This is a genomic window from Actinomycetota bacterium, assembly GCA_016700055.1.
In the GTDB taxonomy this organism is placed as follows: Bacteria; Actinomycetota; Acidimicrobiia; order Acidimicrobiales; family Ilumatobacteraceae; genus Kalu-18.
The window spans coordinates 2760492-2780793 of sequence record CP064997.1 but is presented as its reverse complement, the minus strand read 5'-3'; the positions used below and the strand labels follow the sequence as shown (position 1 = coordinate 2780793).

18 protein-coding genes are annotated in these 20302 nt (G+C 70.6%); 11 read left to right on the top strand and 7 right to left on the bottom strand.

Going from position 1 to position 20302, the window contains the following annotated elements; genetic code table 11:
- Position 1: 1 nt before the first annotated feature.
- From IPM43_13415 to IPM43_13405, 3 genes are all read left to right on the top strand, one after another.
- Positions 2–1600 carry an AarF/ABC1/UbiB kinase family protein gene (locus IPM43_13415; GenBank protein QQS24392.1) on the top strand — a complete coding sequence of 533 codons (1599 nt, stop codon included), beginning with the start codon at positions 2–4 and terminating at the stop codon, positions 1598–1600.
- 30 nt (positions 1601–1630) lie between these two features.
- On the top strand, positions 1631–2290 hold the full coding sequence (nucS, locus tag IPM43_13410) for an endonuclease NucS (GenBank protein ID QQS24391.1): 660 nt from the start codon (positions 1631–1633) through the stop codon (positions 2288–2290).
- A gap of 71 nt (positions 2291–2361) precedes the next feature.
- On the top strand, positions 2362–3663 hold the full coding sequence (locus IPM43_13405; GenBank protein ID QQS24390.1) for a DUF222 domain-containing protein: 1302 nt from the start codon (positions 2362–2364) through the stop codon (positions 3661–3663).
- Here IPM43_13405 and IPM43_13400 read toward each other — a convergent pair.
- Both IPM43_13400 and IPM43_13395 read right to left on the bottom strand, forming a co-directional pair.
- Positions 3660–4505 carry a MaoC family dehydratase N-terminal domain-containing protein gene (locus IPM43_13400; protein ID QQS24389.1) on the bottom strand — a complete coding sequence of 282 codons (846 nt, stop codon included), beginning with the start codon at positions 4503–4505 and terminating at the stop codon, positions 3660–3662. The genes IPM43_13405 and IPM43_13400 overlap by 4 nt on opposite strands.
- A gap of 58 nt (positions 4506–4563) precedes the next feature.
- Positions 4564–5487 (bottom strand): SDR family NAD(P)-dependent oxidoreductase, encoded by a 924-nt coding sequence (locus tag IPM43_13395; protein ID QQS24388.1) that lies wholly within the window; start codon positions 5485–5487, stop codon positions 4564–4566.
- A 115-nt stretch (positions 5488–5602) separates the two neighbouring features.
- Here IPM43_13395 and IPM43_13390 point away from each other — a divergent pair, with 115 nt between their 5' ends.
- Positions 5603–6826, top strand: coding sequence for a geranylgeranyl reductase family protein (locus tag IPM43_13390; protein ID QQS24387.1), 1224 nt, complete (start codon positions 5603–5605; stop codon positions 6824–6826).
- A 9-nt stretch (positions 6827–6835) separates the two neighbouring features.
- Here the strand turns inward: IPM43_13390 and IPM43_13385 are convergent, their stop codons facing one another.
- The 4 genes from IPM43_13385 to larE are packed head-to-tail and all read right to left on the bottom strand — an operon-like array spanning position 6836 to position 11236.
- A complete protein-coding gene (locus tag IPM43_13385) occupies positions 6836–7963 on the bottom strand; it encodes a nitronate monooxygenase (GenBank protein QQS24386.1) in 1128 nt (375 codons plus the stop codon).
- Between the two features lie 20 nt (positions 7964–7983).
- Complete coding sequence (locus IPM43_13380; GenBank protein ID QQS24385.1) at positions 7984–9177, bottom strand: beta-lactamase family protein; 1194 nt, start codon at positions 9175–9177, stop codon at positions 7984–7986.
- Positions 9178–9225: 48 nt separating this feature from the next.
- Positions 9226–10275, bottom strand: a complete 1050-nt coding sequence (locus tag IPM43_13375) for an LLM class F420-dependent oxidoreductase (GenBank protein ID QQS24384.1) — start codon at positions 10273–10275, stop codon at positions 9226–9228.
- A 49-nt stretch (positions 10276–10324) separates the two neighbouring features.
- Entirely contained in the window at positions 10325–11236 is a 912-nt protein-coding gene (larE, locus tag IPM43_13370) for an ATP-dependent sacrificial sulfur transferase LarE (GenBank protein ID QQS24383.1), read from the bottom strand.
- A gap of 29 nt (positions 11237–11265) precedes the next feature.
- Here larE and IPM43_13365 point away from each other — a divergent pair, with 29 nt between their 5' ends.
- Genes IPM43_13365 through IPM43_13335 form a run of 7 tightly spaced genes read left to right on the top strand, consistent with a single transcriptional unit; the run spans position 11266 to position 19027 of the window.
- Entirely contained in the window at positions 11266–12102 is an 837-nt protein-coding gene (locus tag IPM43_13365) for a cation transporter (GenBank protein QQS26465.1), read from the top strand.
- 46 nt (positions 12103–12148) lie between these two features.
- Positions 12149–13672, top strand: coding sequence for a histidine ammonia-lyase (gene hutH, locus IPM43_13360; GenBank protein ID QQS24382.1), 1524 nt, complete (start codon positions 12149–12151; stop codon positions 13670–13672).
- A 40-nt stretch (positions 13673–13712) separates the two neighbouring features.
- Entirely contained in the window at positions 13713–15374 is a 1662-nt protein-coding gene (hutU, locus tag IPM43_13355) for a urocanate hydratase (protein ID QQS24381.1), read from the top strand.
- A complete protein-coding gene (gene def / locus IPM43_13350; protein QQS24380.1) occupies positions 15371–15949 on the top strand; it encodes a peptide deformylase in 579 nt (192 codons plus the stop codon). Before hutU ends, def begins: the two co-directional genes overlap by 4 nt.
- The gene (locus IPM43_13345; protein ID QQS24379.1) at positions 15946–17298 is read left to right on the top strand and encodes a formimidoylglutamate deiminase; all 1353 of its coding nucleotides are present in this window, start codon (positions 15946–15948) and stop codon (positions 17296–17298) included. Before def ends, IPM43_13345 begins: the two co-directional genes overlap by 4 nt.
- Entirely contained in the window at positions 17289–18482 is a 1194-nt protein-coding gene (locus tag IPM43_13340; GenBank protein QQS24378.1) for an imidazolonepropionase, read from the top strand. Before IPM43_13345 ends, IPM43_13340 begins: the two co-directional genes overlap by 10 nt.
- A gap of 11 nt (positions 18483–18493) precedes the next feature.
- Entirely contained in the window at positions 18494–19027 is a 534-nt protein-coding gene (locus IPM43_13335; protein QQS24377.1) for a hypothetical protein, read from the top strand.
- A 21-nt stretch (positions 19028–19048) separates the two neighbouring features.
- Here the strand turns inward: IPM43_13335 and IPM43_13330 are convergent, their stop codons facing one another.
- Entirely contained in the window at positions 19049–20281 is a 1233-nt protein-coding gene (locus IPM43_13330; GenBank protein QQS24376.1) for an amidohydrolase, read from the bottom strand.
- Between the last annotated feature and the right edge of the window lie 21 nt (positions 20282–20302).

Here is a 20302-nt window from a genome sequence, read left to right as displayed (position 1 = left end):
GATGCAGACGGAGCCCCCCGCAGACCTCGACTTCGGAGCGTTCACCTCCGCGGCCCCCTGGGTGCTCACCCCAGATGGCGGCGACTGGACGCCGATCGCCGGCTCCCTGCGGGTAGCGGCGCGCGAGGAAGCACCCCTGCTCACCAGGCCGCGGCGGCTGCCGCCCGGCGCTCGTGTGCTGACCGTCGTCGGGCGTCTCGGCTACGCCGTCGGGCCATGGCTGTGGCAACGCCGACGCGGGCGCTTCGACTCGCCCGAGGCGGGCCGCGCCGTCATCTCACGACGGCTGCGTCTCGCGGCCGAGGCGCTCGGACCGACCTACATCAAGCTCGGCCAGATCATCTCCGCCGGCGAGGGCCTGTTCCCCGCCGAGCTCGTCGCCGAGTTCAAGCTGTGCCGTGACCAGGTCGCCGCAGAGCCGTTCGAGACGGTGAGGCTGACCGTCGAGCAGGATCTCGGCGCGCGTCTGGAGGACGTGTTCGCGGAGTTCGACCCGACCCCGCTCGCCGCCGCCTCCATCGCGCAGGTCTACGCGGCCCGGCTGCGCAGCGGCGAAGAGGTCGTGGTGAAGGTGCAGCGGTCGCAGATCGCCACGCTCGTGCGCAAGGACCTGCGGGTGATGGCATGGCTCGCCCCCCACCTCGTCGGGCGCATACCGGTCGCCTCCCTCGCCAACCCGCCGGCCCTCGTCGAGCTGTTTGCCGAGACGATCGTCGAAGAGCTCGACTTCCGGATGGAAGCGGCCAACATGCTCGACGCCGCCGCCGTACTCCACGACCTCGGCCAGACCGGCTTCGTCGTGCCCCGGCCGCACCCCCATCTCGTCACCCGCCGCGTGCTCGTCATGGAGCGCTTGCACGGGTTCAACTTCGACGACGTGGTCGGCATGCGCGAGGCGGGCATCGACACCCACGAAGTGGTGCGCTCGCAGATGGTGGCGCTGATGGAGGGCGCCATGGTGCACGGCCTGTTCCACGGCGACCTGCACGGCGGCAACCTGTTCGTGCTGCCCGACGGGCGCACCGGCCTGCTCGACTTCGGCATCGTCGGCAGGCTCACGCAGGAGCGCCGCCTCGCGTTCTTGCGCATGATGCTCTGCGGGATGACGAACGACGTCGTCGGCCAGATGGCCGCGCTGCGCGACCTCGGGGCACTGCCGCGCGACACCGATATCGACGCCGTGATCCGCGACCTGCACCTCGACCAGCCCCCGGTCGACCCGACGTCGCTGACCGGGGAGCAGCTCGTCAACGAGGTCCAGCGGATCGTCAAGGCCTTGCTCGGCTACGGGGCGCACATGCCGAAGGAACTGATGCTGTACGTGAAGAACATGGTCTTCCTCGACGGCGCGATCGCCCGGCTGGCCCCCGACCTCGACATCCTCGCCGAGGTGAGCGCGATCTCGCTCAAGTTCGCCGAGCGCCACGGCGAACGCCTCGGCCGCGAGCTGGGGATCGACCACACCAAGGTCGAGTTCGACCTCGGTGGTGTCAAGGCCAGCTTCGGGGTGGATGCCGATACCGACCAGCTGACGTACCGTGAGCTGCAGGCCCGGCGTGAGCTGATCCAGAAGCGAATGCGCGAACACGTCGGACGCTGACGGCGCAGGTCGGCGAGGGACGTTCGACACATGCGGTTGCTGATCGCCAGTTGTGAGGTCACGTACACGGGCCGGCTCGACGCGCACCTGCCTCCGGCCGTCAGGTTGATCATGGTGAAGGCCGACGGGTGTGTGGCCGTCCACGCGGACGGCGGCGCGTACAAGCCGCTCAACTGGATGAACGCGCCGAACACGCTCGTCGAGTCCGACAGCGAGTGGGTGATCACTAACCCGAAGGGCGAGCAACTGCGGATCACCCTGCACGAGGTGCTGCTCGACACGGCTCACGACCTCGGGACCGATCCCGGGCTCAGCAAGGACGGCGTCGAAGCGCACCTGCAGGAGCTGCTCGCCGCGACGCCGGGAGCCATCGAGCCGGGGCTGGTGCTCGTCCGGCGGGAGTACCCCACCGCGATCGGCCCGATCGACCTCGTGTGCCGCGACCAGCAAGGCCAGCTGGTGGCCATCGAGGTGAAGCGCCGCGGTGACATCGACGGAGTCGAGCAACTCGGCAGGTACATCGAGCGGTTGCGTCTCGACTCCTCGCTCGGCGACGTGCGCGGCGTGTTCGTGGCGCAGTCGGTCAAGCCCCAGGCGCGCGTGCTCGCCGCGGCCCGCGGCGTGCGCTGGGTCGAGGTCGACTACGAAGGCCTGCGCGGCAGCCGCCCCGACGAACTCACGCTGTTCTGATCGATCGAAGTTCTCTCGAAATCTCCCGTCTTCGGGTTGACGAGACGAACATATGTTCGTATACTGGTTTGATGGAACCCGTAGTTGGGTTTGTAGGGGTCGAGGACGAGGCGCTGGCGGCTTTGAACGCCGGTGTCGATGCCCTGTCCGGCCTCGATCTCGTCGGGTTGTCTGACGACAGATTGCACGCGTTGACGATCGCCGTGCAGCGCTGCACCGCCCGGTTGGGGGTGGCCCGCGCCGCTGTCGTTCGACGCTGGGATACACGTGGGGTGTGGGCCGGCGACGGGTCGCGCAGCCCCGCCCACCGCCTGGCCCGGGAGACGAACACCTCGACGCACTCCGCCAGGGTGGAGCTCGCCAGGGCGCGGGATCTGGCGGTGATGCTCAAGACCAGAGACGCGATCGACGCTGGTCGGCTGTCGTTGGATCACGTGTACCTGTTCGCCAAGGCGCGCAAGGAACCCTGCCAAGCCGCGTTCGCCGACAGTGAGCAATGGCTGGTCGACCAGTGCGCCCGGTTGCCGTTCCCCGACGCCGAACGGCTCGTCCGCTATTGGCGTCAACGCGCCGACGCCGCCGCCGCGGAGGACGAAGCCGAACGCAACGAAAGCGCCAACACGTTGCACGCGTCCGCGACCTTGGACGGCACGGTGGTGATCAACGGTCAACTCGACGCCGTGTCGGGGGCGGTGTTCACCAACGAACTACAACGCCTGGAACGCCAACTGCTGCTCGCCGACAAGGCGCAACTAGTCGTGCGCACCGCGACACAGCGCCGGGCGGCGGCGTTGGTGGAGATGGCCAAACGCTCAGCCGCGTCCAAGACCGGCCGCCAACGCCCACTGATCACCGTGCTCGTCGGCGACCAGACACTGCGGCACATGTGTGAGCTGTCCAACGGCACCGTGATCACCCCCGGCCAAGCAGCCGGACTGGTCAACGACGCACTGGTGGAATCGGTGATCTTCGACAACAAGACCACCGTCATCGCCGTCACCCACAAACGACGCTTCACCGGCGCCCTACGCCGCGCGATCGAAGTCCGCGACCGCCGCTGCCAACACTCCTCAGGTTGCTATGAGACCGTGGAGCGTTGCGACGTCGACCACATCACCGCCTGGCGCGACGGCGGGCCGACCAGCCAGTTCAACGGGAGACTGCTGTGCGCCTTCCACAACCGCCACCCCGACGTCAGCGACCACCACCAGGTCAAACCCCAACCCGTGAGACCGATCGACGACCTCGACCGCCTCCGCGCCCTCATCCGCTGGCGCAACCAACAAGCACAAGCCGCCGAAGACAAAGCCAACGACAACGACGACGACGGCAGCAAGAACGACAGCGACGACGGCGACGAGAGCAACAGCTAGCTGAAGCGGAGCAGCCCCTGGTCGATGACCGTGCGATCGCCGACCGCGGTGGTGAACACCGCTTCGCCGTCACCGGTGACCCACATGCGTACGGTCAGTGCCTCACCGGGCAGCACCGGCGAGGAGAACCTGCCCTCGACGTGGTGGAAGCGCGAGGGATCGCTGCCGCAGAGCGTGTGCAACAGCGCCCTGCCGGTGAAGCCGTAGGTGCAGAGGCCGTGCAGGATCGGGCGGTCGAAGCCGCCCATCTGCGCGAACGCGGGATCGCTGTGCAGCGGATTGCGGTCGCCCGACAGCCGATAGACGAGCGCCTGGTCAGGCGAGGTCTGGTACGTCACCTCGTGGTCGGCGGCGCGCTCGGGTGGCACGTTCTGGGGCCCCGACGGGCCACGGTCGCCTCCCCACCCACCCTCGCCACGGATGAACGCCGACATCGTCGTCGTGTAGAGCGGGTTGCCGTCGGCAAGCACGGCCTCGGCCGCGGACACCACGACGGCAGCCTTGCCCTTGTCGTAGATGCCGGTGATCTTCGACGTGATGGTGGCCGCACCCTCCACCGGGAGCTCGCGATGCAAGGTGACGCCCTGCTGGCCGTGGACGAGCATCGCCGGGTTGAACGAACCGATCTGGCCGAGCGCACCGCCGCTGCCCCGTCCGAACCCGATCACCACCGGGAACGTCGGGAACACACGCTGGGGTGTGTTCTGGGTGTTCTCCGTGGTGAACGCCAGCTCGTCCGTACCGGCGCCGATTCCTACTGCGTAGAGCAGGGCGTCTTTCGAAGTCCACGAGATCTCGACAGGCTCGCTCGTGGCTCCTACAGCATCGGGGTTGATGGGCATCGCAGTCTCTCCTTGGCGGTGTTTCGTCGATCTGTCGCCGGCCGATCGGCCGGGGAGGTCACTTGGGCTGAGGTTGAGGACGCGACCCTGGCCTGCCGTCCATTCCGCTGTTCCTGCGGGCGGTGGCCAACAGCTCGGCCACGACCGGGCCGAGCTCTGTCGGGTCGTCGACCGGAGCATGTTGAGGGCCACGCACCCAACCCTCGGCGACGGCGAGCATCTGCCCGCTCGCCTCGAACACCTGGCCGCTGACCCCCTTCGACTCCGCCGATGCGAGCCAGGTGACGATCGGGGCGATCCACCGCGGGGAACGCATCTCACGCTCCTCGTCGGTCTCGGGTGCCGGGCCGAGGCCCTCGGTCATGCGCGTGAGCGCCACAGGCGCGACTGCGTTGACGGTGACCCCGTAACGAGAGAGCTCGAGCGCGGCGATGTTCGTGAACGCGGCGATGCCGGCCTTCGCGGCTCCGTAGTTGGTCTGGCCGGGGTTGCCGTAGATGCCGCTCACGGACGTGGTGTTGATGATCCGTCCGTCCACCGGCTTGCCCGCCTTCGACTGCTCCCGCCAGTACGCCGCGGCCCACCGGCTGGGGGCGAACGTGCCCTTCAGGTGCACGTTGATCACCGAGTCCCACTCCTCCTCGGTCATGTTGACGAGCACCCGATCGCGCAGGATGCCGGCGTTGTTCACGATGACGTGCAGGTCGCCGAAGGTTTCGATGGCGGTGTTGACGAGGCGCTGCGCGCCCTCCCAGTCCGACACGCTGTCGCCGTTCGCGACGGCCTCGCCGCCCATCGCCTTGATCTCCTCGACCACCTGCTGCGCCGGGGACACGTCGCCGCCGCTGCCGTCGACGTTGCCGCCGAGGTCGTTGACGACCACCTTGGCACCATGGCTGGCCAGCATCAGCGCGTGTTCACGGCCGATCCCTCGCCCGGCACCGCTGACGATGGCGATGCGTCCTTCGCAGAGTCGAGCCATTGACTACCCCCTCGTGACGAACCCCGGCCCACGAATCCGTTGGGTCCGGGCCAACGGCGTCGATCATAAGTTCACGGGTGGGCCGCCACACCAACCGGCCCGTAGCCTCGCGGTCGTGGCGTTGACGTGCGACGTGCTCGTGATCGGCGGAGGCCCCGCCGGTAGCGCCGCGGCGATCACCCTCGCCCGGGCCGGGCGCGACGTCGTGCTCGCCGACAAGGCGACGTTCCCCCGCGACAAGTGCTGCGGTGACGGGCTGACCACTCTCGCGCTGCGCCTGCTCGAAGGCCTCGGGCTCGACCCGCTCGCGGTGCCGAGCTGGTTCGACGTCTCCGACGTGATGCTGCGATCGCCGACCGGGTTCGAGGTGAAGCTCCCCCTGCCCGCAGGCTCCGGGCGCTACGCAGCTGTCACGCCGCGGATCGAGCTCGACCACGCGCTCGTCGACCTCGCCCGAGCGTGTGGGGTCAAGGTGTACGACGGCCACGGCTTCGCGGGCTTTGCGGCCGCCGACAGCGCGAGCTCCGTCGGGGTCGAGCTCGACGGGATCGGGGTGGTCACCTCCAGGTACGTCGTCGCTGCAGACGGCATGTGGAGCCCGGTGCGCCGAGCGCTCGGTGTGGCCAACCCCGGTTACCTCGGGGAGTGGCACGCCTTCCGCCAGTACGCCTCCGGCGTCACCGGTGCCGCGAGCGAGCAGTTGATGGTCTGGTTCGACGCCGACCTGCTGCCGGGGTACGCCTGGAGCTTCCCGTTGCCCGGGGGTCGGGCGAACGTCGGTTTCGGCGTGCTGCGTGACGGCACGCGCCGGGTGCAGGAGATGAAGGCGCTCTGGCCCGACCTGCTCGCCCGGGAGCACGTGCGCGCCGCCCTCGGACCGACCGCGGTGATGGAGGGTCGCCACACGGCATGGCCGATCCCCGCCCGCGTCGACCAGGCGGTCACCGGCGTCGGGCGGGTGCTGCTCGCGGGCGATGCGATCGCCGCCGCCGACCCGATGACCGGCGAGGGCATCGCCCAGGCACTGCTCACCGGCATCGAGGCCGCGCGCGCGATCGAAGCCGCCGGGGCGCTGGTGCCCGGGGTCGCCCGCGACTCGTACCGCGCGGCGGTCCACCACCACCTCGTCACCGACCACCGCTGCTCGCTCGCGCTGTCACGCGTGCTCGCCCACCCGCTCGGCGCCCGCGGCGCGCTCCGTCTCGTGTCGTGGAGCGGCGACTGGGGCCGCAGCGCCTTCGCCAGGTGGATGTTCGAAGACGAGCCGCGTGCGCTCGCCGTCACACCGTCACGCTGGCACCGCAACTTGTTCCGCCGGCCGGGCGCGTTCACGGATTAGCCGCGTCGGCTACTCCGCGGTGCCGGTGATCCGGTTCATCCGCTCCATCGTGTCGAGATACTCGCTCACCATGTCGAACATCACGTCGCGCACGGGGCGCACCTTCTTCATCGCCCCGACGATCTGGCCGACGGGGACGAAGAACTCGTCGACCCGCCCGGCGCGGTAGTACGCCTGGCTGGCGGGGGCGATCAGGATGTTCTGCAGCGGCATCGGCAGTGTCCCCGGCGAGTCGGGGGCCTCCCAGGCGTCGGTCCACGGGGTGCGCAGCATGCGTGCCGGCTTGCCGGTGTAGCTCTTCGAGCGCACCGTGTCGCTGGACGTCGCCTTCAGGTACGCCTCGAGCTGCTCGGGGCGCGAGTCGCTCTCCGCGGTGCCGAGCCACACCGAGCCCATCCACACGCCGTCAGCCCCGAGCGCCAACGCGGCAGCGATCTGCCGGCCGGTACCGATGCCGCCGGCGGCGAGCACGGGCACCTGGTCGCCCACCGCGTCGACCACCTCCGGGATGAGCACCATCGTCGCCACGTCGCCGGTGTGGCCGCCGGCCTCGGTGCCCTGCGCGATCACGACGTCTACACCGCTGCGCACGTGCCGCTCGGCGTGCACTGCCCTCCCGGCGAGGGCGGCCACCTTCACTCCCCTTTCGTGGGCCAGGTCGATCACATCCGGCGGCGGCGAGCCGAGCGCGTTGACCGCCAGCGAGACGGGGTGGGCGAACGCGACCTCGACGAGCTGGTGCGCGACCTCCGAGATCCACCCGACCACACCGCCCGATCCCCCGTCGCCCTGCTCCAGCTCGCCGCGGGGCAGATCGAAGCGCTCGATCAGCTCGTCGACGAACTGGCGGTGCCGCTCGGGGATCATCTCCTGCACCTGAGCGCGCAGGTCGGCCGGATCGTGGCCGTCCACGTCCATCGCCTTCGACGGCATCACGAAGTCGACCCCGTAAGGCTTGCCGTTGACGTGCTCGTCGATCCAGGTCAGCTCCACCTCGAGTTGCTCGGGGCTGAAGCCGACCGCCCCCAGCACACCGAGACCCCCGGCTTTGCTCACCGCGGCGACCACGTCACGGCAGTGGGTGAAGGCGAAGATCGGATACTCGATGTCGAAGACGTCGCAGATGCGGGTGTGCATGGGGAGATCCCTCCGGGTCGTTAAGCCGCGTCGGCACAGGCTGCCGCGGCGTCGCTGAGGCGAGCGGCGCGGACATCGTTCGCCAGGTTCTGAGCCATCAGGTTCATCGCGTAACCGAAGGCGAGCTCACGCTCCGGCTGGGCGAAGGCCACCGAGCCCCCGGCGCCGGGATGACCGAACGAGCCCGGGCCGGCGTAGAGGCTGAACGGGCCGTGGGTCATGAAGCCCATCCCGAACGTGGTGGGCATGATCAAGCACGCATCGGCCTCACCCTCTGGGGTGACCGTCGTGCGCGCCCGCTCGATCACCGCCGGCTCGACGAGGCGGACACCGTCGACCTCGCCGATCGTCGCCGCGTAGATGCGCGCGAGCCCACGAGCGGTGCCGATCCCGTTCGCCGCGGGGATCTCGGCCGCGTGCACGTCACGCCGGTTGAACGCTCCGTCGTCGAACGCGCCGTTCAGCGACAGCGCCCGGCCGCCGAACGAGCCGGGGCCGAGGAACTGCTCCAGCAACGCCTTCAGTGCAGGATCCGACGCCTCGGTCGAGATCGGCTGGCCGAGGATCGGGGCCACCCGGTGCTCCTCGGCGTCGGGCAGACCGATCCACAGCTCACACGACGGATCGTCGGCAGCCAGCGGGGCGACGATCTCGTCGGCGACGAAACCGCCGAGGCTGCGCCGTGCCGGGTCGACGCGCCGCACGAGCTCACCCGCCAGCCAGCCGTACGTCAGCGCGTGGTAGCCGTGCGCCGAGCCCACCGGCCACATCGGCGCGGTCGCGGCGAGCCGAGAGGTGATCGTGTCCCAGTCGAGCGCCTCCGCGAGCGTCATCTCCCCCTCGACCGTCGGCAGCCCGGCCTGGTGGGAGAGCAGCTGCGCGACGGTGACGTCCTCCTTGCCGGCAGCGGCGAACTCGGGCCAGTAGGTGGACACCGGCTCGTCGTACGAGATCAGGCCGCGCTGCACGCACATCGCGACCGCGATCGCGGTGATGCCCTTCGTGGTGGAGAACACGAGCTGCAGCGTCGACTCGTCGTACGGCCGCTCGCTGCGGTCGAACGAGCCGGCCCAGAGATCGACCACCAAAGAGCCGCGGTGGTACACCGCGACCTGTGCGCCGACCTCCTCGCCGCTGCGCATGTTCTCCTCGAACGCCGTGCGCACCGGCTCCCATCCAGGAGCGGTGTCACCCCCGATTCGTGCGTGTGACATGGGGTCCGAACGTAGCCGGGCGGCCCGGCGGGGGGCGAGGTGACGCGGTCAGTCGTCGATCAGCTCACGCAGGGTCTCGATCGTGGCGACGGGGTCGGGTCCCACAGGGTTGACGGCGAGGATCGTCACGCCGGCCTCCTTGAACGCGGCGAGGCGCTCCGCCACGTAGCTCCTCGGGCCGACGAGGTTGATGTTGCGCAACATCTCGACGGGCACGAGCGACGCCGCCTTCTCCTTGTCGCCACCGAGGTAGGCGTCCTGGATGGCGATCGCCTCGTCGACGTAGCCGTACTTCTGGCAGATCGTGTTGTAGAAGTTCTTGTCACGCGCGCCCATGCCGCCGATGTAGAGCGCGAGCATCGGCCGGGCGAAGTCGAGCACCTTGTCTTCCGCGCCGCCGGTGAGCTTCTCGTCGATCAGCACCATCCCCCCGGCCGAGATCTCCAGCGGGCCGAGTGCGGGATCGCGCCGCGCGAGGCCCTTGCGCAGGTCGTCACCCCACACATCGGCGAACTTGTCGGGATCGAAGAAGATCGGCAGCCAGCCGTTCGCGTACTGGGCGGTCGCGGCGACACTCAGGCCCATCAGGCTCGCCCACCAGATGGGGATCTCGGCGCGCACGGGGTGGTTGATCAGCTTCAACGCCTTGCCGAGGCCCGTTCCCTGCTCCGGCGGCAGCGGCGCTTCGATCGTCTGGCCGTGCATCTCGAACACCTCGCGCCGCCAGATCATCCGGCAAGCCTCGATGTACTCCTTGATCCGCACCATCGGCTTGTCGTAGGGCATGCCGTGGAAGCCCTCCACCACCTGGGGCCCCGACGCGCCGACACCGAGGATGAAGCGGCCCCCGCTGACGTAGTCGCAACCGGCCGCGGTCATCGCCATCAGCGCCGGCGTACGGCTGAACACGTTGACGATGGCGGTACCGATCTCGACGCGCTCGGTCTTCGCCGCGAGATAGCCGACCTGGCTGATGGCGTCGAAGCTGTACGCCTCGGAGACCCACACCACGTCGAGGCCGGCCTTTTCCATGTCGACCACCCGGGCGACCGCTTCTAGGAACCCACCGGCGTAGTTGATCTGCGTCGACAACTTCACGGTCTTGACCCCCTGGATCCGTGCGGACCCGGCCCGAACCGGCTCCTCTTCAGCGCACCCTACGTTCCGACTCCGGGTCCGTCTCCACCCGTAGCGCGCCGTTCAGGTTTCCCGACCGGAAGCCCTCGAGGTCGATCGTCACGTAGCTGTAGCCCGCCGCGTGCACCGCGGCGACCACCTCGGCCCGGCGCTCCACCGCCTCGGCGAGCTGGGCGAGGTCCAGCTCCAGCCGGGCGACGTCGCCGTAGTGGCGCACGCGGAGCTGTCCGAAGCCCAGCCTGCGCAGGGCGGACTCGGCCCGCTCGACGCGGGAGAGCACCTCGACCGAGACCGGGGTGCCGTAGGGGACGCGGCTGGCCAGACACGCCGCCGCGGGCTTGTCCCAGGTGCGCAGCCCGAGCTCGCGGGACGCGGCGCGCACCTCGGCCTTGGTCAACCCGGCTTCGACGAGCGGGAAGACGGCGCCCTGCTCCAACGCCGCACGCTGGCCGGGCCGGTGGTCGCTCAAGTTGTCGTCGGCGTTGACGCCGAGCACCACCGTCGCCTTGTCGGCCCGGGCGATCGGGCCGACGACCTCCATCAGCTCCAGCTTGCAGTGGTAGCACCGGTCGGCGTCGTTGCGCCGGTACGCGGCGCGCTCCATCTCGGCGGTCGCGACCGGCGTCCACCGCAACCCCCACTCGTCGGCGAGCGAGCCGCAGGCACGCAGTTCGTCGCCGGCCAGCGAGGGCGACACCGCCGTCACGCAGTGCACGTGAGACGCCCCGAGCACGCCGCTCGCGAACGCCGCGAGGAACGCGGAGTCGGCACCACCGCTGAACGCCACGGTCACCCGGCCGAGGTCTTCCAGCGCCGACCGCAGCGCGTCGAGCTTGTCGGGGAGGCTCACTCGGCCATCGTGGCACGAGTGCGCCGCGCGCGACACTCGGTCGCGTGTCCGCCCGGCTCGACCGATACGCATGGCTGTCGATCACCGCCGCGCTCGTCACGATGGGGATCAAGCTCCTCGCCTGGCGCATGACGGGATCGGTCGGCCTGCTCTCCGACGCGCTCGAATCCAGCGTCAACCTCGCCGCCGCGGCGCTGCTCGTGGTCGCTCTGCGCGTCGCCGCGCAGCCTCCCGACGACGAGCACCAGTTCGGCCACGACAAGGCCGAGCTGTTCTCCGCCGGTGCGGAGGGCCTGATGATCGTCGTCGCCGCCGGCTTGATCTTGTGGCAGGCAGTCGACCGGCTGCTCGACCCACGCGACCTCGACCAGGTCGGTGCAGGTGCGGCAGTCAGCGCCGTCGCCGCCGCCGTCAACCTCGCCGTCGGCATGCGGTTGACGCGCGCCGGACGTGAGCACCACTCGCTCGCTCTCGTCGCCGACGGCAAACACCTGCTCACCGACGTGTGGACCTCCGCAGGGGTGGTCGCCGGCATCGCTTTGGTCGCGGTGACCGGTCTCCGCTGGCTCGACCCAGTGCTCGCCATCGCGGTCGGCCTCAACATCGTGCTCACCGGCGGAAGGCTGGTCTGGCGTTCGATGCACTCGCTGATGGATCCGGCGATGCCGGCCGCCGAGCGCGAGGTCGTCGACGCCATCCTCGGTCGCTACGCGGCGCGCGGCGTGCGCTTCCATGCACTTCGCTCCCGGGTCGCCGGCCAGCGCCGGTTCCTCACCCTGCACGTGCTCGTGCCCGGCGCCTGGACCGTGCGCGACGGCCACGACCTGGTGGAAGTGCTCGAGCGGGAGCTCCAGGGCGCGATCCCCCACCTCACCGTGCTCAGCCACCTCGAGCCCGTCGAGGACCCAGGGTCCTACGGCGACGACCAGCTCCGCTAGCACCCCCCACCGCACCCGACCACGGCGCGACCTACATTGGGCGCGCATGGAGACCGAGGCCAAGGGTGTCGTGCGGATCGGGCCGCACGGGCTGCGCGCCGACCAGGTCGTAGCAGTCGCCCGGGCCGGTGCCACGGCGGTGCTCGACGACGGGGCGCGGGAGGCGATCGCCCGTAGTGCCGCCCTGGTCGAGGCCCACGCCGACTCGCTCGAGGCGGTGTACGGGGTATCGACCGGCTTCGGATCCCTCGCGACGACGGTGATCCCACCCGAGCGCCGTGAGGAGCTCCAGCGCGCGCTCATCCGCTCCCACGCGGCCGGCATGGGCCCACTCGTCGAACCCGAGGTCGTGCGGGCGATGATGCTGCTCCGCGCGCGCACCCTCGCGATGGGCCACTCCGGAGTCCGTGTCGACGTCGTCGAGGGCCTGCTGGCCCTGCTGAACGCGGGGATCACACCCGAGGTGCACGAGCACGGATCGCTCGGGGCCAGCGGCGACCTCGCTCCTCTCGCGCATGTTGCACTTGCACTGATCGGCGAAGGCGCGAGCAGACCGGCGCTGGACGCGGCGGGCCTGACTCCGGTGACGTTGCGCGCCAAGGAGGGCCTGGCGCTGATCAACGGCACCGACGGCATGCTGGGGATGCTTGTGCTCGCGCTCCACGACCTCGGTGTGCTGGCCCGCACCGCCGACGTCGCGGCGGCGATGACGGTGGAGGCCCTGCTCGGCACCGACACCGCGTTCGCCGCCGACCTGATGGCTCTGCGACCCCACGCCGGCCAGACGGCGTCCGCGGCCAACCTGCGCCGCCTCTTGCAGGGCAGCGCGATCGTCGCCAGCCATCGCACTGGCGACCCGCGGGTGCAAGACGCCTACTCGCTGCGCTGCACGCCCCAGGTCCACGGCGCGGCCCGCGACACCATCGCCCACGCCTGCAATGTGGCCGACGTGGAGCTGCGCTCGGCGATCGACAACCCGACGGTGATGGCCGACGGTCGGGTGGAGTCGTGCGGGCACTTCCACGGTGCCCCGATCGGCTTCGTGTGCGACTTCCTCGCCGTGGCCGCCGCAGAACTGGGCGCGATCTCCGAGCGCCGCACCGACCGCATGCTCGACCGCGGCCGCTCCCACGGCTTGCCGCCCTTCCTCGTCGAGGACGCGGGGGTCAACTCGGGGTTGATGATCGTGCAGTACACGCAAGCGGCGATGGTGGCCGAGAACCGCCGCCTCGCGGCGCCGGCCAGCGTCGACTCCCTGCCGACCTCGGCGATGCAGGAGGACCACGTGTCGATGGGCTGGGGCGCAGCCCGCAAGCTCCGCTGCGCCGTGGCCAACCTGGCGCGCATCGTGGCCTGCGAGCTCGTCTGTGCCGCACGAGCGCTGGAGCTGCGCTCACCGCTGCAGCCTGCACCGGGCACCGGTGCCGCGCTGCGCGCGCTGCGCGCGGCCGGAGTCGGAGGTGCCGGCCCGGACCGCTGGCTGGCGCCGGAGCTGGCCGCGGCCGAGGCAGCGGTGGTCGGGGCACGGATCACCGCCGCAGTGGAAGACGTCGTCGGGATGTTGGAGTGAGCGGGTTGCCCGCGCGGGAGTGCAGCGAAGGGAGACAGCGATGAGCGGACCCAGGCCGGTGCGCGCCCCGCGGGGCGCCGAGCTGAGCTGTCGTGGCTGGCAGCAGGAGGCCGCGCTGCGCATGCTGATGAACAACCTCGACCCGGAGGTGGCCGAGCGCCCCGACGACCTGGTCGTCTACGGCGGCACCGGCAGGGCGGCACGGTCGTGGGACGCGTTCGACGCGCTCGTGCGCACGCTGCGCACCCTCGGCGACGACGAGACGATGCTCGTCCAGTCCGGTAGGCCCGCCGGAGTGTTCCGAACGCACGAATGGGCGCCGCGGGTGCTGATCGCGAACTCCAACCTGGTTCCGGAGTGGGCCACGTGGGACGAGTTCCGCCGGCTCGAGGCGATGGGGCTGACGATGTACGGCCAGATGACCGCCGGGTCGTGGATCTACATCGGCACGCAGGGGATCCTGCAGGGAACGTACGAGTGCTTCGCGGAGATCGCCCGGCGCAGCTTCGGGGGCACACTCGCCGGCACGATCACGCTCACCGCCGGGCTCGGCGGCATGGGCGGCGCCCAGCCGCTGGCGGTGACGATGAACGGCGGCGTCGTGCTCTGCGTCGAAGTCGACCAGCACCGCATCGAGCGCCGCCTCGAGACCCGCTACCTCGACGAGCAGGCCACCTCCCTCGACGACGCCGTCGCCCGGTGCGAGCGCGCGCGTGCCGAGCGCCGGGCGCTTTCGGTGGGGCTGCTCGCGAACGCCGCCGAGGCGCTGCCGAAGCTGCTCGAGCTCGGCTTCGCCGCCGACGTGGTCACCGACCAGACGAGCGCGCACGACCCGCTCAGCTACGTCCCGGTCGACCTCACGCCACAGGCGACGGCCGAGCTCGCCCGCACGGAGCCCCAGGAGCTGATCCGGCGTTCGCGGGCGTCGATGGCGCTGCACTGCGCGGCGATGGTCGGGTTCTTGGACCGCGGTGCCGAGGTGTTCGACTACGGCAACAGCCTGCGCACCGAGGCCAAGCTCGGCGGCTTCGAGCGTGCCTTCGACTACCCCGGCTTCCTGCCGGCGTACATCCGACCGCTGTTCTGCGAGGGCAAGGGCCCGTTCAGGTGGGTGGCGCTGTCGGGAGATCCCGCCGACATCGCCGCCACCGACAAGGCGGTGCTCGAGGTGCTGCCCGACGACGCCGGCCTCGCGCGGTGGATCCGCCTCGCCGAAGAACGCGTCGCTTTCCAGGGCCTGCCGGCACGCATCTGCTGGCTGGGGTACGGCGAACGTCACCGGGTCGGTCTGCGCTTCAACGAGATGGTCCGCCGGGGCGAGGTGTCCGCACCGATCGTGATCGGGCGGGACCACCTCGACTCGGGCTCGGTGGCCTCGCCCTACCGGGAGACCGAGGCGATGCTCGACGGCTCCGACGCGATCGCCGACTGGCCGCTGCTGAACGCGCTCGTCAACACGGCGAGCGGCGCGACCTGGGTGAGCATCCACCACGGCGGCGGCGTCGGCATCGGCCGCTCGATCCACGCCGGCATGGTGTGCGTGGCCGACGGCTCCGACCTCGCCGAGCAGAAGCTGTCCCGCGTGCTCACCTCCGACCCCGGCATGGGCGTGATCCGCCATGTGGACGCCGGCTACGCGAGGGCCGCCCAGGTGGCGGCCGAGCGCGGCGTGCGCGTGCCGATGACCGAGGGCTCCGGATGAGCGTCCGCGAGATCCTCACCATCGGGCATCCGCTGCTGCGTGAGCGAGCACGTGAGGTGTCCGCCGCGGAGCTGGCCACGGCCGAGGTGCAGGAGCTGGTCGACGACCTGGTCGACACGATGCGCGCCGCGAACGGCGCCGGGTTGGCCGCCCCCCAGATCGGGGTGCCGCTGCGCGTGGCGGTGATCGAGGTGGCCGGCCACAACCCCCGCTACCCGTACAAGCCGCCGATCCCGCTCACCGTCGTCGTCAACCCGGTGATCGAGCCCGTCGACGACGAGCTGGTCGAGATCAACGAAGGATGCCTGTCCGTGCCCGACCTGCGCGGCTCGGTACTGCGCCACGTCACCGTTCGGGTCCGCCACATGGACCGGGACGGGGGCCAGCACGAGGCCGTGGTCCGTGGGCTCACCGCGGGCACCTACCAGCACGAGTGCGACCATCTCGACGGGGTGTTGTTCGTCGACCGTGTCGCCGACCCGCGCACTCTCGCGACGTGGGCCCAGTTCGAGCGCTTCCACCGCGCTGCCTTCGTGGAACGGATCACGCGGTTCGTGGAGCGCGTCGGTTCGTGACCGACTACTGGTGCGAGCTCGCCTGGCTCGAAGACGCGCCGTCCTTCGCGGGTGAGGTGTCCGCAGGGGTCCTCGTCGGTGTGTCCGGCGACCGGATCACCTCCGTCGTCACCGGCGTCGCCGCGCCGCCACCCGGCACGACGCGCCTGCACGGGCTCACCGTGCCGGGGCTGGCGAATGCGCACAGCCACGCCTTCCAGCGGGCGTTGCGCGGCCGCACCCACCGCGGGCAGGGCACGTTCTGGACATGGCGCGACGAGATGTACCGGCTCGCCGCGGGCCTCGATCCCGACACCTTGCACGAGCTGGCCAGGGCGACGTTCGCCGAGATGCTGCTCGCCGGGTACACGACCGTCGGCGAGTTCCACTACCTCCACCACGCGGTGGGCGGGAAGCCGTACGCAGACCCCAACGCGATGGGGCTCGCGCTGATCGACGCAGCCGCAGCGGCGGGCATCCGGCTGACGCTGCTCGACACCTGCTACCTGCACGGCGGCATCGGACAAGAGCTGTCGCCCGCCCAGGAACGCTTCGGCGACGGCGACGCCACGGCCTGGGCGCAGCGTGTAGAAGCCCTGCTGCCCTCGGCTGGAGCTGCGACCCGCATCGGGGCCGCGGTGCACTCCGTTCGCGCGGTCGACCCACCGTCGATCGAAGTGGTCGCGCGCTGGGCGAGGCACCGAGGCGCCCCGTTGCACGCGCACGTCAGCGAGCAGCCGGCCGAGAACGAGCAGAGCATCGCCGCGTACGGCGCCACGCCGACGCAGGTGCTCTCGACCGCCGGGGCGCTCGGCGAGTGGTTCACCGCCGTCCACGCCACCCATCTCACCGATCGGGACATCGCCGACCTCGGCGCAGCCGCCTGCGCGTGCTGCATCTGCCCGACGACGGAGCGTGACCTGGCCGACGGAGTCGCCCCGACGGTACGCCTTCGTGCAGCCGGGGTCCGCTTGAGCGTCGGCAGCGACTCGCAGGCCGTCGTCGACCCGTGGGAGGAGATGCGCGCGATCGAGCTCGGCGAGCGCCTCGTCAGCGGCCGGCGCGGCAACCACGCCCCCGGCGAGTTGCTGGCCACCGCCGCCGTGCACGGCCACGCCGGCCTCGGCTGGGCCGAAGCCGGCCGGATCGCGCCCGGGGCGCTGGCGGACCTGACCACCGTCTCCCTCGACTCGGTGCGCCTCGCCGCCACGCAAGCAACCGACGCGGTCGCGTCGACCGTGTTCGCAGCATGTGCAGCCGACGTGCACCACGTCGTCGTCGGCGGGCGGGTGATGGTCCGCGAAGGCCGGCACGTGCACATCGACGTGCCCCAGGCCCTCGCCGCAGCGGTCGAGGCAGCATGGGCGTGACGGTCTTCACCGGCATCGGCACCCTCGTCACCAACGACCCGTCGCTCGGACGCGGGTTGCTCGGTGAGCTGGGCGATGCCTGGCTCGTGGTCGTTGGTGGCCGGGTCGCGGCACTCGGCACGGGTGCGCCGCCGGCCGCCGACCGAGCTGTCGACGTCGGCGGCGCCGCCGTGATCCCCGGGTTCGTCGACAGCCACAGCCACCTCGTGTTCGCCGGCGACCGCGCCGAGGAGTTCGCCGCTCGCATGGCCGGCCAGCCGTACGCCGCGGGCGGCATCCTCACCACCGTCGAGGCCACCCGGGCAGCGAGTGACGACGAGCTGGCGACCCGCGCGCGACGACTGCTCACGGCGGCGCACCGCTCGGGCACGACGACGATCGAGGTGAAGTCCGGATACGGGCTGAACGTCGTGGACGAGGCCCGCACCCTGCGCATCGCGGCAGAGCTGAGCGCAGAGACGACGTTCCTCGGCGCTCACGTCGTGCCCGCCGAGATGGCGGGGCGCACCGGGGAGTACGTCGAGCTGGTCACCGGGGCGATGCTCGACGCCTGCGCGCCATTCGCGCGCTGGATCGACGCGTTCTGCGAGCGGGGTGCCTTCGATGCCGACCAGTGTCGGTCGGTGCTCGAAGCGGGACGAGCGGCCGGCCTCGGTACCCGGCTGCACGCGAACCAGCTCGGGCACGGTCCCGGCGTGCAGCTTGCCGTCGAGCTCGGGTGCGCGTCCGCCGACCACTGCACCTACCTGACACCCGCCGACGTCGACGCCCTGGCGTCTGGCTCGACGGTGGCGACGCTGCTCCCGGCGACGGACTTCTCCACCCGTCAGCCGTACCCAAACGCCCGCCAGCTGCTCGATGCCGGCGCGGTCGTGGCGCTCGCGTGCAACTGCAACCCCGGTTCGAGCTTCACCACCTCGATGCCGTTCTGCCTGGCGCTCGCCGTGCGCGAGATGCACATGACCGTCGACGAAGCGATCTGGTCGGCGACGAAGGGCGGGGCTGTCGCGCTGCGTCGCGACGACATCGGCCACCTCGCTCCCGGAGCCCGGGCCGACCTGGTCGTGCTCGACGCCGCGAGCCCGATCGAGCTCGTATACAGGCCCGGGGTCGACCTCGTCGCGGCCACGTTCGTCGGAGGCGTGCTCGCGAGTAACTCCACCGCGACGGGCCCGGCGTCCTAGTCTCGACGCCGATGCCGCCTGCGGACACGCTCGCCTACCGGAAGGGCTGGCGTGGCGTCGTCGACCGCGTCCGCAAGGACCTCACCCTGCGCCGCGAGGCCGACACGATGGGCTTCTACGTGTCGATCGCGCTGCTCGCGGCACTGATGACGGGCAACGACCACAGAGACCACAGCAACCTGCAGGTGTTCTGGGTGGTGTGGGGCACCACCTTCGGACTCGCCCTCGCGCACTGGTTCGCGATCTTGCTGGCGACCCGCCTGGTCCACGATCCCGATTCGCACCACACCGCCGGTGAGCTGCTCTACGCGCAGATGGTGATGGCGGTGTTCCTGGCGGTCATCGCCACGGTTGCCGTCCTGGTGGTGCCGGCCGACTTCGACTACCTCGCCGGCCGGCTGTCCGCGGCGCTGTTCATCGGTGTGCTCGTGTTCTACGAGACCCGCAAGGGCGGCAAGACGCTCGCCCAAGCGGCGGCACGGGCGATCGCCGCGCTGCTGATCGGGTTCGCGGTGGCCACCATCAAGTGGTCGATCGGCAAGTAGCGCGCTCGGGACGGTCCGCGCTCAGGCCGGGACGGCGTTGCGCAGCAGCGCAGCGTTCGCGCCCTCGGGGAGCTCGGTGAGCGGCGTCGCGATCTCTTCCACCGTCGGGCCCACCCGTGCCGCGAGCGGCGCCAGCGCGTCGAGGTCGAAGTCGTAGAGCTGCGCCGCGTTCTCGGCGAGGATCCTGCGCAGGTCGGCCTCCGGCCAGTCGTGGAAGAGCTGGCGCAGGCTCTCCTTCGAGAACGGCGAGGTGGCCTCGTCGTGGGGGAAGTCGCTGCCCCACATGAAGTGGTCCAGGCCGACCGTGCTGCGCGCGACCTCGACGTCGTCACGCATCGGGAAGCTCACGCCCATCCACACGCTCTGTCGGAAGTACTCCGATGCCGACCGCTCCAACACCTGATCGGGCTTGAAGCGCAGCTCGCCGACGGCGCCGTTGGCGCGGATCTCGGCGAGGATCCGGTCGAGCTGTTCGAGCAGCGGCGGCAGCCACGAGCAGCCCTGCTCGGTCATCACGAACTTCAGCCTGGGGAACCGCTCGAAGACGCCGGACAGCAACAGGAAGAGCAGCGGCCGGCGGGAGTACACGGCCACTTCGGCGAGCATGATCACCGCCGACGACGGCACCATCGCGTACTTCGGCGAGCCGGTCCCACCGTGGCAGTTGACCGGCACCTCGAGCTCTTCGCAGACCCGCCACAGCCGCTCGTAGTCGGGGTGGTTGAGCGGCTTGACCCAGTCGACGTCGGGGGGAACCGTAGGTAGCAGGATCCCGCCGCGCAGACCGTGCTCCTTGATCCACTCGACATCGGCGATCGCGTCGTCGACGTCGTTCAAGAAGATCTGGCCGATGCCCGCGCGCCGTTCGGGGAACCGCGAGCAGAAGTCGACCATCCAGCGGTTGTGGGCGTGGATCCCCGCCCGGCGGCGGGGGTACTCCTCGGGCGTCGGGGGCGGGGCGAACAACACGAAGCTGGGGAAGAACGGCGGCACGGTGTTCGGGTAGATCACCTCGCCGGCGACGCCGTCGGCGTCCTGCTGGGAGTTGCGCAGGTCGTCGTCCCAGTTGCGCAGCCTGCGATAGTCGCCGAGGTCGCTGAACGGGTTCTTGTACGCGCTGCGCCACTCGTCGAAGTCGTCTCTCCACTCAGGGTCGAGGTACTCCCTGTACATCGCATGGCTGCCGCCGGCATGCGTGTCTGCGGAGATGATCGTGTAGCGAGGCGGCGAGGAAGCGGTGGTGGTCGTGCCCATCAGACGTCGATGATGCCCTAG

Excerpts from the sequence above, each read along its gene's own strand:
- IPM43_13415 (QQS24392.1), top strand. The coding sequence starts at position 2 with ATGCAGACGGAGCCCCCCGCAGACCTCGACTTCGGAGCGTTCACCTCC.
- nucS (QQS24391.1), top strand. The coding sequence starts at position 1,631 with ATGCGGTTGCTGATCGCCAGTTGTGAGGTCACGTACACGGGCCGGCTC.
- IPM43_13405 (QQS24390.1), top strand. The coding sequence starts at position 2,362 with ATGGAACCCGTAGTTGGGTTTGTAGGGGTCGAGGACGAGGCGCTGGCG.
- IPM43_13400 (QQS24389.1), bottom strand. The coding sequence starts at position 4,505 with ATGCCCATCAACCCCGATGCTGTAGGAGCCACGAGCGAGCCTGTCGAG.
- IPM43_13395 (QQS24388.1), bottom strand. The coding sequence starts at position 5,487 with ATGGCTCGACTCTGCGAAGGACGCATCGCCATCGTCAGCGGTGCCGGG.
- IPM43_13385 (QQS24386.1), bottom strand. The coding sequence starts at position 7,963 with ATGCACACCCGCATCTGCGACGTCTTCGACATCGAGTATCCGATCTTC.
- IPM43_13380 (QQS24385.1), bottom strand. The coding sequence starts at position 9,177 with ATGTCACACGCACGAATCGGGGGTGACACCGCTCCTGGATGGGAGCCG.
- larE (QQS24383.1), bottom strand. The coding sequence starts at position 11,236 with ATGCGTATCGGTCGAGCCGGGCGGACACGCGACCGAGTGTCGCGCGCG.
- IPM43_13365 (QQS26465.1), top strand. The coding sequence starts at position 11,266 with ATGGGGATCAAGCTCCTCGCCTGGCGCATGACGGGATCGGTCGGCCTG.
- hutH (QQS24382.1), top strand. The coding sequence starts at position 12,149 with ATGGAGACCGAGGCCAAGGGTGTCGTGCGGATCGGGCCGCACGGGCTG.
- hutU (QQS24381.1), top strand. The coding sequence starts at position 13,713 with ATGAGCGGACCCAGGCCGGTGCGCGCCCCGCGGGGCGCCGAGCTGAGC.
- def (QQS24380.1), top strand. The coding sequence starts at position 15,371 with ATGAGCGTCCGCGAGATCCTCACCATCGGGCATCCGCTGCTGCGTGAG.
- IPM43_13340 (QQS24378.1), top strand. The coding sequence starts at position 17,289 with ATGGGCGTGACGGTCTTCACCGGCATCGGCACCCTCGTCACCAACGAC.
- IPM43_13335 (QQS24377.1), top strand. The coding sequence starts at position 18,494 with ATGCCGCCTGCGGACACGCTCGCCTACCGGAAGGGCTGGCGTGGCGTC.
- IPM43_13330 (QQS24376.1), bottom strand. The coding sequence starts at position 20,281 with ATGGGCACGACCACCACCGCTTCCTCGCCGCCTCGCTACACGATCATC.